Source organism: Micromonospora sp. DT229 (assembly GCF_049844505.1).
GTDB lineage: Bacteria > Actinomycetota > Actinomycetes > Mycobacteriales > Micromonosporaceae > Micromonospora.
Map to the genome: position 1 here is coordinate 37,695 of NZ_JBNCLD010000023.1, position 12,930 is coordinate 50,624.

Below are 12,930 nucleotides of genomic sequence, written 5' to 3' on the forward strand. Positions count from 1 at the left end.
GGTGTTTGTCGGCGCAAGCATCGGGTAGACGCCGAAGCTAACCCCGAGGCAGGAAGGACGCGTGCGATGGCGGCAAAGGTCAAGGTAGCGGTGATCTATTACAGCGCTACCGGCATCACCTATCAGATGGCTCAGGCGGCCTGCGAGGCCGCAGGCGACGCGGGGGCGGAGGTACGCCTGCGCAAGGTGCGGGAGTTGGCGCCGGACGAGGCGATCCGGTCCAACGCGGGATGGTCGGCGCACCACCTGGAGACCCAGCACGTGGAGGAGGCCGAGCCGGACGATCTCAGCTGGGCCGACGTGGTCATCTTCGGCTCGCCCACCCGGTACGGGATGATCGCCGCCCAGCTCAAGCAGTTCATCGACACCACCGGGCCGCTGTGGGCCAGTGGTGCGCTGGCCAACAAGGTCTACTCGGCCTTCACCTCCACCGCCACCAAACACGGCGGGCAGGAGTCGACCCTGCTGTCGTTGTTCAACGTCTTCTACCACTGGGGCGGGATCGTGGTCACGCCCGGCTACACCGACCCCAGCCAGTTCGTCGCCGGCAACCCGTACGGTGCCTCGCACGTCAGCAACAACGGCGAGACCGCACCGGATGACATCGCCCTGGCGGCGACGGCCCTGACCGCCAAGCGGGCGATACAGATCGGCGCGGCGGTCAAGCAGGGCCTGGCCGGCTGACAGCCGGCGGACCGGTGGTCCGGGCGAGGGCTCTCAAACCCGCCCGGTCCACCGGTCCTTTCTCCAGCGCTACCCCGGATCGGGGCCGCTATGCCTGTCCGGCGGGGGACAGCTCACCGGCCGGCGCCGGCAGCAGCTCCGCCAGCAGGTCGACCAGCACGGCCAGGCCGTCCGGACTGAGCACGGACTCGGGGTGGAACTGCACCCCGGCGAAGCCCCGGCCGCGCAGCGCGTGCACCGCCCCGTCGGTCTCGTCGCGGGCCAGCTCGACCGGACCGTACGGGCTGTCCTGACGGTCCGTGGCGGCCCGGGCGGTGAAGGTGGCGTAGAAGCCCAGCCGCCGCAGAGCGCCGAACAGCGGCACCGTACGTTGCAGGCCCTGGTAGGGCGCGGCCCGGCGGTCCACCGGCAACCCCAGCAGCCCGGCCAGCAGCTGGTGGCCCAGGCAGACGGCCAGGGTCGGTCGGCCGTCCGCCAGCAGGGCCCCGAGCAGGCCGCGCAGACTGCGCATCTTCGGGGTGTCGCCGTTCGGGTCGCCGGGGCCGGGGCCGACCACCACCAGGTCGTACCCGGCGACCGGTGGGTCGGTGTGCCAGGGCGCCACGGTCACCGCCAGCCCCAGCGCGCCCAACTGGTGAGCCAGCATCCCGGTGAAGGTGTCCTCCCCGTCGACGATCAGGGCCCGGCGGCCGGTCAACCCGGGCACGGCCAGGGCCCCCGGCGGTCGCTGGTCCAGCCAGAACCGGGACAGCGGCGCGTTGCGGGCGGCCAGCGCCGCGCGTACCTGGGGATCGTCGGCCAGCCGGCGCACCGGGCCGGTGCCGGTGGTCGGTGCCTGCGGCCCCAGGCCCAGGGCGGCCAGTACCCCGGCGGCCTTGGCGTGGGTCTCGGCCACCTCGGCCGCCGGAGTGGAGTGGCGGACCAGGGTGGCCCCGACCGGCACCCGCAGGGCGCCGTCCGGGGTGATCTCGGCGGTACGGATGAGGATCGGCGCGTCGAGGGTCTGCCGACCCGTGTCGTCCTGCCCCAGCAGGGCCAGCACCCCGGCGTAGTAGCGACGGCCGGTGCCCTCGTGCCGGGCGATCACCCGACAGGCGTTCTCCATCGGGCTGCCCGTCACCGTGGGGGCGAACATGGTCTCCCGAAGCACCTCGCGGACGTCCCTGGAACCGCGACCGGCCAGCAGGTACTCGGTGTGCGCCAGGTGGGACATCTCCTTCAGGTACGGCCCGACCACCTGGCCGCCGTGCTCGGCCACGGTGGCCATCATCTTCAGTTCCTCGTCGAGGACCATGTACAGCTCCTCGACCTCCTTGGTGTCGGCGAGGAAGCGCAGCAGGGCGGCCCGGTCGGCCGCGACCCCGGTGTGCCGGAAGGTGCCGCTGATCGGGTTCATCATGACCAGCCCGTCGTCGACGCTGACGTGCCGTTCCGGGCTGGCCCCGACCAGGGTGCGGGTGCCGGTGTGCACCACGAAGGTCCAGTACGCCCCGCGTTCGCGCAGCAGCAGGGACCGCATCGCGGCCAGCGCGGCGGTCAGCGGCGCACCCTGCACCCGGGCGTGCAGGGTGCGGTGGATGACGAAGTTGGCCCCCTCGCCGCGACCGATCTCCTCGGCCAGCACCCGGGCCACGATGTCGGCGTACTCGTCGTCGCCGATGTCGAAGGCCGCCTCGGTGGTGCGTACCGGGCCCTCGGGAAGGGCCGCCAAGGCCTCGGCCAGGGGTAGTCGTACCCGACGGTCGATGCGCAGGCACTCCAGCGGCACACCGTCGTCCAGGCAGGCGAAGCCGCGCTCGGCCACCTGCCGGAACGGCACCAGAGCCAGGGTGGCCGGACCGGGCGGCCCGGCCGGTAACGGAATGTCGGCGAGCCGGTCGACCGTGCCCACCGGGCCGGTGAACAGGTCCAGATGCTCGGCACCCTCGCGGCGGATCAGGGCGAACGGGCCCGGATCGACGCCTTCGGCGAGGGCGGTCAGCAGGTCGGTCAGCGGTGTCATCGGTCTCCTCGGGCCGGGTGCCGCCGGAGGAGGCGGCCCAGGGGCCGGGAGAGTGGACCGGCGGCCGCCTCGTCGGGCGGCCGCGGGTGAAGCTAGGCGCGGAGGTGGGCCGCCGGGTCGGCGGGCCACCAGCAGGACAGTCGCGCAAGCATGGGCTCACCTTACGCGCGGGACCGGCGGTGGGGAAGCCGATCGGCGTACCCGGGTGCCCGGTGAGGTTGTGGCCCCCGAACCAGCGGGTACGTTGATCAGCGATGAGCATTCTGGGGCTGGACCTGGGCACCTCCTCGGTGCGAGGGCTCGTGCTGGACGGCGACCTTCAGCCGGTACCGGGGGCGTTGGCCCGCCGCAAGATGGAGCTGACCGTCGACGACGACGGCACCGGCACCCTCGACGCGCGCGGCTACCTGGCCTGCCTGCTGGAGTGCCTGGACGAGTTGAGCGAGCAGGGGTGGCTGCACGAGATCGAGGTGGTGGCGGTCAGCGCCCAGTGGCACTCCGTGCTGCCGCTGGGCATCGACGGCCATCCCCTCGGGCCGGTCCTCACCTGGATGGACACCCGGGCCGAGTCGCCCGCTGACCTGACCGGTCCGGCTGATGCCGATGCCTACCACCAACGGACCGGCACCTGGTGGCACCGCTGCTACTGGTCGGTGCGGCTGCCCTGGCTGCGGGCCCACTGCGGCAGCCCGGTGGCCGGGTTCACCGGCCTGGTCGAGTACGCCCTGAGTCAACTGCTGGACGAGGCGCCCATGTCGGTGTCCCAGGCTTCCGGCACCGGCCTGCTGGATCTGCGTACCCTCGACTGGGATCCGGAGGCGTGCGCCCTGGCCGGGGTCACCGGCGACACCCTGCCGGAGCTGGCACCGGCGTACTGGCGGGGACGGCTGCGCCCGGCGTACGCCCGCCGCTGGCCGGGCCTCGCCCGGGCGCAGTGGGCCCCGCCGACCGGTGACGGTGCCGCCTCCAACGTCGGCTCCGGCTGCATCGACCACACCCGGGCGGCCGTGACCGTGGGTACCTCCTCGGCGGTACGGCTGCTTCAGCGGATGCCGGCCCACGCGCCGCTGGCACCCCTGCCACCGAAGCTGTGGCGGTACCGCGTCGATCATGATCATGTGGTCACCGGGGCGGCCTACTCCGCCGGGGGGAACCTGTTCGCCTGGGCCGACCGGGAGCTGCGGCTCCCGCAGGGCCCGGCCCTGGAGGCGGCGCTGAGTCGGTTGGGGCCGGAGGGTCGGCGTCCGGTCAGTGTGGCCTTCGGCGGTGACCGGCCACCGGGCGGCCGCCGGGCCGGCGCGGGTGAGCTGGGCGGCCTGAGCTTCCACACCACCGCGGTGCAACTGCTGGCCGGACTGATGTACGGAGTGTGCGATCAGGTCGTGGACGACCTGGCCGCCCTGGAGTCCACAGTCTCCGCTCCGGTGGAGGTGGTCCTCGGGGGTGGGGCGATGGCCGCTTCACCCTGGTGGCGCGCGGCCTTCGCCGAGGTGCTGGCACCCCGCCAGGTGTGGTTCGGACGGCACCCGGAGATCGGGGCCACCGGCGCCGCACTGGTGGCCTGTGGCCGCATCGCCGACGCCGTCGCGTTGACCGACATCGGCCAGACGGATGATCACTCCCCGGCGGGCAGGGCATAGGGTGACGCCCGGCGGTGCACTCCTGAACCAACGTAAAGCAGGGCGTTGACACTGGTCCGGGGCCTGGTTGGATGAACGACGCTCCCCGGGCGGCGGTGGACGCGCGGGAGGAGGAGCGGGTGGCGACAGGGCCGGACCAGGACCCGACGGTGTCCCAGCATCGTCGGCGTCGGTTCGATGTCCGGGTGGTGCCCCACCGCCGTCGTTCCGCTCTGCGCATCCACGACTGGCGGATGCGGACCAAACTCGCCACCGTGCTGGTGATCCCGTCGGTGGCCTTCCTGGTCCTGGCGGGGGTGCAGACCCAGAACCTGGTCAGCCAGGCCAACACGTTGAGTGACTTCTCCGCCCAGGTGGGCATCGGGCAGGAGATCGCCGAACTGGTGCACCGGTTGCAGCAGGAGCGCGACCGTACGGTCGGTGAGCTGCCCGCCCTGCGGGCCGCCGCCTCCGAGGAGGAGACCGGCCAGGTGACCGCGGCCCTGGCCTCCTACCGCGCCGACACCGACCAGGCGGCCCAGGCGCTGCGTCGGGCGGCCGAGCCGGTGGGCAAGGGGGACGCCGCCTGGCAGGACGCCTTCACGGTGGCGTACCAGGCATACCAGCAGGTCGGCTACATGCGTAGCGTCACGACCACTGTGGTGTTGAGCAACGACACCATCCTGGGTAACTACAACCGGGCGGTGGACGCCCTGCTCACCCTGCTCTCCCAGCCGGCCCCCGGCGCGGATCGGCCGGACCTGTCCGAGGCGGTGTCACGCTACGTGCAGTTCGCCCGGGCCAAGGAACTCACCTCGCGGGTACGCGCGGAACTCTATGCGGCGGCCCGCAGCGGCGAGTACGAGTCCAACGACCGGGCACAGCTCAACGACCTGCGGGCCCGCCAGCAGACGGCCCTGGGCACCTTCCGCATCGCGGCCAGTCACGCCCAGGTGACCCGCTACGACCGGATGAGTCAGCACGACGCCTTCGTCCAGGCCGGCCGGTTGGAGGAACGGGCGCTGACCCAGAACCCGACCGCCCTGACCCTGCTGCCGGACGACGACTGGTGGACCTTCAGCGAGGTACGCCACGATCTGCTGCGGGAGTTCGAGGCCGGGGTGCTGAAGGACTCGGCCGCGCAGGCCGAGACGGCCAGCGACACCCAGTGGCGGGAGACCCTGCTGATGGTCGGTGTGATCATCACGGTGCTGCTGGTGGCCGTACTGATCTCGGTGCTCATCGGCCGTTCGCTGGCCAGGTCGATCCGCATGTTGCGCTCGCAGGCGTTGCGGATCGCGCAGATCGAGCTGCCCGAGGCGCTGGCCCGGCTGCGCTCGGTCTCCGGCGGCGTACCCCACATCGAGGTGGCCCCAGCGGTGGTGCGGTCCCTCGACGAGATCGGCGAACTGGCCGAGGCCTTCGTCGCGGTGCACCGCAGCGCGGTGGGGGTGGCCGTCGAGCAGGCCAACATGCGGCGCAACGTCAACGCGATGTTCGTCAACCTGGCCCGTCGTAGCCAGGTGCTGGTGGAGCGGCAACTGGAACTGCTCGACGACCTGGAACGCGAGGAGAACGACCCGGACCAGCTGGAGAACCTGTTCAAGCTGGACCATCTCGCCGCCCGGATGCGCCGTAACGACGAGAGCCTGCTGGTGCTGGCCGGCACGGAATCGACCCGCCGGTGGAACCGACCGATCGGGTTGAACGCGGTGTTGTTGGCCGCCAGCGCGGAGATCGAGCAGTACCAGCGGGTGCGTTACGCGGCCGTGGCCGACCTGCATCTGGTGGGCCATGCCGTCGGCGAGGTGGTGCACCTGCTGGCCGAGTTGCTGGAGAACGCCACCGCCTTTTCCCGCCCTGACACGGCAGTGCAGGTCACCGCCCGCGAGGAGGGCGACGGGGCGGTCATCGAGATCGCCGACCAGGGTCTGGGGATGAGCCGGACTGCACTGGCCGAGGCCAACGCCGTGCTGGCCACCCCGCCCGACGCGGACGTGGCGACGGTCGAGCGGATGGGTCTGTTCGTGGTCAGCCATCTGGCGGCCCGACACGGCATCGAGGTGCGGTTGCACGGCGGGACCGGCGGGCTGGTGGCCCGGATCCGGCTGCCGGGTGCCCTGCTGGCGACGCCGTCGGCGGAGCTGGAACCCTTCGCACCGCAGCGTCCGCTACCGGTACCCCGGTCGGCGCCGCCGGCACAGACCGGCCACGGTCCGATCGAACTGCCGGTGGCCGGGCGGCGACCGACCACGGTGCCCCGACAGGCGCACCCCGTGCCGGTACGCGCGGAGAACGTGCTGCCCCCGGTGGCGGCCCCGGCGTCCGGCGGCGGGTGGTGGTCCCCGGAGGGACCCTCCTCGACGACCACCGCCGGTAGCGCGGCGCCGCCGGAGGTGCCGGTGACGGCGGGCACCAACGCCCGGGGACTGCCGGTGCGGGTGCCGATGGCCCAGTTGCAGTCCGTCACCCAGCCGGCCCGTCCCGGCCAGCAGCGGACCACCCGGCACGACCCGGACCCGGAGGCGGTCGGGGGCATGTTGTCGAAGTTGTACAGCGGTGTGCGACGGGCCGAGGCCGAGGAGACCACCGAGATACCGGTACCACCGCCGGGGACGTGGAGTGAGGGAGGACTCAAGTGACAACGTTGTCTCAGGAGGCCCGGGACCTGAGCTGGCTGGTCAGCGGGTTCACGCAACGGGTGCCCGGTGTGGCGCACGCCGTGGTGGTGTCCTCCGACGGGCTGCTGGTCGCGATCTCCGACCATCTGCCGCGCGACCACGCGGACAAGCTCGCCGCGGTGACCTCGGGCCTGATGAGCATCACCGCCGGTGCGGCCCAGATGTTCGACGGTGACGTGGTCAAGCAGACCGTGGTCGAGATGGGTCGTGGCTACTTCCTGGTGATGCAGATCCGTGACGGCTCGATCCTGGCCACCCTGGCCGGGGCGGAGGCCGACATCGGGGTGGTGGGCTACGAGATGGCCCGGCTGGCCAAGCAGGCGGGGGAGATGCTGACCCCGGCCCTGCGCGCCGAACTCCAACAAGCCCTGCCCCGCTGAGGTAGACGGTCTCCCCGCCCTGGGGCGTGCCGGGCCGGCAGCGGTGATCCGCGTGCCGGCCCGGCGCCTCAGTCGAGACTCACAGGGCGTTGTCGGCGATGACCTGGCGGTACCACTGGGCGCTGCGCTTGAGTACGCGCCGCTGGGTGGGGTAGTCGACGTAGATCAGTCCCCAGCGCTGGTCGTACCCCTCGGCCCACTCGAAGTTGTCCAGCAGTGACCAGACGTGGAAGCTCTCCAGCGGCACCCCGTCGGTGATGGCGCGGTGGGCGGCGGCCAGGTGGTCGCGCAGGAAGGTGACCCGGCCGGTGTCCTCGACGGTGCCGTCGGCGGCGAGGACGTCCGGGGTGGGCAGCCCGTTCTCGGTGACGGTCAGCGGGATCGGGCCGTAGTCGCGGGTCACCCGGGTCAGGATGTCGTACATCCCGTCCGGGTAGATCTGCTGCCAGCTGGCCTCGGAGGTGGGCCACCGGCGGGTGGTGCCGCCGGTGCCGGTGACGTAGATCGGGGTGTAGTACTGCACGGCGAGCACGTCGATCGGTGAGGAGATGATCTCCAGGTCGCCGTCGCGGATGCCGCGCACCATCCGGCTGTCCGGCCCCAGGTCGGCCAGGACGTCCTCGGGATAGCTGCCCTTGAGCGCCGAGTCGAGGTAGAGGCGGTTCTCGTAACCGTCGTACAGCCGGGCGGCCTCGGCGGCGGCGGGGGAGTCGTCGGCGGGGTAGCAGGGGTGCAGGTTGAAGGCCGGGCCGATGCGACCCTCCCGGCTGTTGGCGCGTAGCGCCTGCACCGCGAGGCCGTGGGCCAGTTGCAGGTGGTGGGCGACCAGGTAGGCGGCGTCGGGATCCCGCCGGCCGGGGGCGTGGTGGCCGTGCAGGTAACCGTTCTGCACGACGGTCTTGGGCTCGTTGATGGTGAGCCAGACCGGCACCCGGTCGCCGAGGGCGTCGAAGAGGGTGGCGGCGTAGTCGGCGAAGCGGTGGGCGACCTCGCGGGACTCCCAGCCGCCGCCGTCCTGCAGGGTCTGCGGCAGGTCCCAGTGGAACAGGGTGGCCATCGGGGAGATGCCCCGCTCGTGCAGCCCGTCGACCAGACGGCGGTAGAAGTCGAGACCACGTTGGTTGGCGGCACCGCTGCCGTCGGGCTGGATGCGCGGCCAGGAGATGGAGAACCGGTAGCTGCGCAGCCCCAGGTCGCGCATCAGATCGAGGTCTTCGGCGTAGCGGTGATAGTGGTCGGCGGCGACGTCACCGGTGTCGCCGTTGCGGGTGCGTCCGGGGGTACGGCTGAAGGTGTCCCAGACCGACTCGCCCCGGCCGTCCTCCTTGGCGGCCCCCTCGATCTGGTACGCCGAGGTGGCCGCGCCCCAGCCGAAGTTCACCGGGAACTGCAACCGGGCGGCGGCGCTGGTGGCCGGATCGGTGGGTGCGGTGCCGTCGTCGGTGGCGCAACCGGTGAGGGCGGTGGCACCGGCCGCGGTGGCGACCGCGCCCAGGGCGGCACCGGCCGGCGTTACGGCGGTGGCCGACAGCGCCGCTTGGCGCAGCAGGTGTCGCCTGGTGAGCATCGACATGGATTCTCCTCGTGGGTGGGGGTGGCCGCCGGCGCCCCTCGGGAGCGCTCCCAATGAAGGGTAAAGGGTAGGCGACCGCCGCCGGTGCGTGATCGTCTCAGATCACGGACGACCGTAGTGGCGGAGGTGGCAAGGTGAGGGTTCTGGCGTCGGCCGGTCGGGCATCGGGTGTGGCGGGACCGGGAAACGCCGAGTTCCGCGGGCGGACCGGCGGCGTGCTCCCGGAGGTGGTCGGCGGGGCAGCGCACGGTCGGCGGGCGGGGCTTACTGCCGTGCGGGGCGCGCGGGTGATGCGCGTCTGACCCGATCGGCCTCTTTTCCCATCGTGAACGGGGGTTTAGTGTGGGGACGGGGGAGGGCAACCCCCGTCCCCACCATGTTGCGGTACACGCACGTGCGGATTGGCGTCCCAGTCGTGCGTGTCGCGCGGGAGCCGGGCCACGCGAGTGGCTGAGGATCCACCTCCCCTCACTTCTTGTGGGGTGACGGCTGACGGCGGTGTCCGGGCTGGCCCGCCGTCGGCCTGCGGTCTTAGTACCCATTGCCGTGGGCACGGCGCCGGGTAATCCAATGCTTGGAACTCCGTCGATGGAAGCGCTCCCATCGACGTTGCTGCGACTGTAACGCCCGTCACGGCTTTGTGAAAGCCCCAAAATGAGATCGAAACAACCGAGTGCTTCCGGAAGTGCGATCTCTGGTGCTGGGAGCGCTTCCATGGCACACTGTCGATCGACCACGTGGAGCCAGGTAGACGTGAGCGTGGGGCCGCCGAGGGCTTCCGGTGATCCGGACGGCGCCCTGATCGCAGCGGTGTGGAGCTCGTTCCCGCTGCTGTGTTCCGGCCGCTTGGCCGGTCACCACCATCCACTGACGTCTCGCGTTCTGTCGTCTGCGAGGCGTCTCGCCGGGGCAGCACCGCACCCGGCCTGGTTCGAGGAGACACCGCGCAGATGAAAAATCTGGCAAGACGCCGCCGCTTGGCGTGGCTCGCCGCCGCGGCGTTGGCGATCGGCGGGGTGACCGTACCCGCCGGCGCCGCACAGGCCGCACCGGCCTGCGACGTGGTCTATACGACCAACGACTGGAGCAACGGCTTCACCGCCAACATCACCCTCAATAACCTCGGCGACCCGGTCAACGGCTGGACCCTGCGGTTCGCCTTCCCCGGCAACCAGCGGGTGACCAACGGCTGGTCGGCCCGGTGGAGCCAGAGCGGCAACGAGGTCACCGCCGTCAACGAGGCGTGGAACGGCAGCATGGCCACCGGCGCCAGCACCACGATCGGCTTCAACGGCTCCTACACCGGCAGCAACCCCAAGCCCACCTCGTTCTCCGTCAACGGGGTCACCTGCGGTGGCGTCGCCCAGCAGCCCCCGACGGTGAGCCTGTCGATCCCCGCCGGGCCGTTCGTCGCCCCGGCGACCGTCCCGCTGACGGCCACCGCGAGCGACCCGGACGGCACCATCGCCCGGGTCGAGTTCTACCGCAACGGCCTGCTGGTCAACACCGACACCACCGCGCCGTACGCGTACACCATGGAGAGCCTGCCGGCCGGTGACTACACCGTGCAGGCCCGGGCGTACGACAACAGCGGTCTGTCGGCGATCGCCGAGCGGGCGTTCAGCGTGACCGCCGCGACCTCGCCGGCCCTGGTGGCCACCCCGACCGCGCTCAGCGTGCCCGAGGGTGACAGCTCCACCTTCAACCTCAAGCTGAACCGGGCCCCCACCGCCAACGTCGCGGCCAGCCTGGTCCGGACCGGCGACTCGGACATCACGGTCTCGCCGACCTCGGTGACCCTGACCCCGAGCAACTGGGAGACCGGCGTCGACGTGACCGTCCAGGCCGCCGAGGACTCCGACACGGTCGGTGGCACCGCGACGATCACCGCCTCGGCCACCGGCCACACCCCGGCCACGGTCACCGTCACCGAGATCGACAACGACGTGCCGGGCGGGGACGGCGAGTACGTCCAGCGCTTCCTCACCCAGTACGGCAAGATCAAGAACTCCGGCTACTTCAGCCCGGAGGGGGTGCCCTACCACTCGATCGAGACCCTGATCGTCGAGGCCCCCGACCACGGTCACCAGACCACCTCGGAGGCGTTCAGCTTCTGGCTGTGGCTGGAGGCGTACTACGGTCGGGTCACCCAGAACTGGGCGCCGTTCAACAACGCCTGGACGGTGATGGAGACCTACATCATCCCGTCCACGGCCGACCAGCCGACCGCCGGCTCCGCCGGCGACGCCTCCTACGCGGCCGAGCACGACCTGCCCAACCAGTACCCGTCGCAGCTGGACCAGAACGTGCCGGTGGGCCGCGACCCGCTGCGTTCGGAACTGCAGCAGACCTACGGCACCGGCAACATCTACGGCATGCACTGGCTGCTGGACGTGGACAATGTCTACGGCTACGGCCACTGCGGCGACGGCACCACCCGCCCCGCGTACATCAACACCTTCCAGCGGGGCACCCAGGAGTCGGTGTGGGAGACCGTGCCGCACCCCTCCTGCGACACCTTCGCCCACGGTGGCCCGAACGGCTACCTCGACCTGTTCATCAAGGAGTCCGGCACCCCGGCCAAGCAGTGGAAGTACACCAACGCCCCGGACGCCGACGCCCGCGCCGTGCAGGCCGCCTACTGGGCGCTGACCTGGGCCAAGGAGCAGAACAAGCAGGCCGACGTGGCAGCCACCGTGACCAAGGCCGCCAAGATGGGTGACTATCTGCGGTACGCCCTGTTCGACAAGTACTTCAAGCGCGTCGGCAACTGCGTCGGGGCCACCCAGTGCCCGGCCGGTAACAACCGCGAGTCCGCCCACTACCTGCTGTCCTGGTACTACGCCTGGGGTGGCGCGTACGAGACCAGCCAGAACTGGTCGTGGCGGATCGGTTCCAGCCACAGCCACTTCGGCTACCAGAACCCGTTCGCGGCCTGGGCGCTGACCAACGTCAACGAGCTCAAGCCGCGCTCGTCGACCGCGGCGGCGGACTGGAACAACAGCCTCACCCGGCAGTTGGAGCTCTACACCTGGCTCCAGTCGGCCGAGGGCGGCATCGCCGGTGGCGCGACCAACAGCTGGGGCGGTCACTACGGCACGCCGCCGGCCGGCACGGCCACCTTCTACGGCATGTTCTACGACGAGGACCCGGTCTACAACGACCCGCCCTCGAACCAGTGGTTCGGTATGCAGGCCTGGTCGATGCAGCGCATCGCCGAGCTGTACCTGGTCAGCGGCGACGCCCGGGCCAAGGCGCTGCTGGACAAGTGGGTGCCGTGGGCCATCGCCAACACCACCCTGGGTGAGGACTGGTCCATCCCGGCGGATCTGAAGTGGACCGGCCAGCCCAACAACTGGAACCCGACCAACCCGCAGCCGAACACCAACCTGCACGTCGAGGTGATCGCCAAGGGTCAGGACGTCGGCATCGCCGCCTCCTACGCCCGTACCCTGATCGCGTACGCGGCGAAGTCGGGCAACGTGGCGGCGAAGAACACCGCCAAGGGGCTGCTGGACGCGCTGCACGGAGAGAGTGACGCCCAGGGTGTGTCGACGGTGGAGAAGCGCGGCGACTACCGGCGCTTCGACGACGTCTACGACGCCTCCACCGGGCAGGGCCTGTACATCCCGCAGGGTTGGACCGGCCGGATGCCCAACGGTGACGTGATCGCCCCCGGCAAGAGCTTCATCGACATCCGGTCGTTCTACAAGAACGACCCGGCGTGGCCGAAGGTCCAGGCGTACCTCGACGGTGGACCGGAGCCGGAGTTCCGTTACCACCGGTTCTGGGCCCAGGCGGACGTCGCCATGGCGTACGCCGACTACGGGAAGCTGTTCCCCAACGGCTGAACGACGTCCTCCGGGTGGGCGGTGACCCGCCCGGAGGCTCCGGCCGGGCCTCGGGGGTAGAGGCAGGACCGGCCGGCGGCCTGACACCCACGGTCAGGCCGGGGTGGGTCGGCCCTCTGGCCGACGCAGCGGAGAAGTCG

General features: G+C 71.2%; 7 protein-coding genes. 5 read left to right on the forward strand and 2 right to left on the reverse strand.

All coding sequences use genetic code 11. The features are described 5' to 3' along the window. The first annotated feature begins 66 nt into the window (after window positions 1–66). Window positions 67–684 carry an NAD(P)H:quinone oxidoreductase gene (gene wrbA / locus ACLQ2T_RS26055; protein ID WP_425768989.1) on the forward strand — a complete coding sequence of 206 codons (618 nt, stop codon included), beginning with the start codon at window positions 67–69 and terminating at the stop codon, window positions 682–684. Between the two features lie 88 nt (window positions 685–772). Here wrbA and ACLQ2T_RS26060 read toward each other — a convergent pair whose 3' ends face one another. Next, complete coding sequence (locus ACLQ2T_RS26060) at window positions 773–2,686, reverse strand: anthranilate synthase family protein (RefSeq protein ID WP_425768990.1); 1,914 nt, start codon at window positions 2,684–2,686, stop codon at window positions 773–775. Window positions 2,687–2,940: 254 nt separating this feature from the next. Between ACLQ2T_RS26060 and ACLQ2T_RS26065 the strand changes: the two genes are divergently transcribed. The 3 genes from ACLQ2T_RS26065 (at window position 2,941) to ACLQ2T_RS26075 (ending at window position 7,366) form a co-directional block, all read left to right on the forward strand. Beyond that, window positions 2,941–4,326 (forward strand): FGGY family carbohydrate kinase, encoded by a 1,386-nt coding sequence (locus ACLQ2T_RS26065; RefSeq protein ID WP_425768991.1) that lies wholly within the window; start codon window positions 2,941–2,943, stop codon window positions 4,324–4,326. Between the two features lie 71 nt (window positions 4,327–4,397). Continuing rightward, the gene (locus ACLQ2T_RS26070; RefSeq protein ID WP_425768992.1) at window positions 4,398–6,947 is read left to right on the forward strand and encodes a nitrate- and nitrite sensing domain-containing protein; all 2,550 of its coding nucleotides are present in this window, start codon (window positions 4,398–4,400) and stop codon (window positions 6,945–6,947) included. Next, on the forward strand, window positions 6,944–7,366 hold the full coding sequence (locus ACLQ2T_RS26075; RefSeq protein ID WP_425768993.1) for a roadblock/LC7 domain-containing protein: 423 nt from the start codon (window positions 6,944–6,946) through the stop codon (window positions 7,364–7,366). The genes ACLQ2T_RS26070 and ACLQ2T_RS26075 overlap by 4 nt, the downstream gene beginning before the upstream one ends. A gap of 79 nt (window positions 7,367–7,445) precedes the next feature. On the opposite strand, the gene ACLQ2T_RS26080 is transcribed toward ACLQ2T_RS26075, so the two are convergent. Further along, the gene (locus ACLQ2T_RS26080; protein WP_425768994.1) at window positions 7,446–8,939 is read right to left on the reverse strand and encodes a GH1 family beta-glucosidase; all 1,494 of its coding nucleotides are present in this window, start codon (window positions 8,937–8,939) and stop codon (window positions 7,446–7,448) included. A gap of 950 nt (window positions 8,940–9,889) precedes the next feature. Here ACLQ2T_RS26080 and ACLQ2T_RS26085 point away from each other — a divergent pair. Beyond that, a complete protein-coding gene (locus tag ACLQ2T_RS26085) occupies window positions 9,890–12,790 on the forward strand; it encodes a glycoside hydrolase family 48 protein (protein ID WP_425768995.1) in 2,901 nt (966 codons plus the stop codon). The last annotated feature ends 140 nt before the right edge of the window (window positions 12,791–12,930 follow it).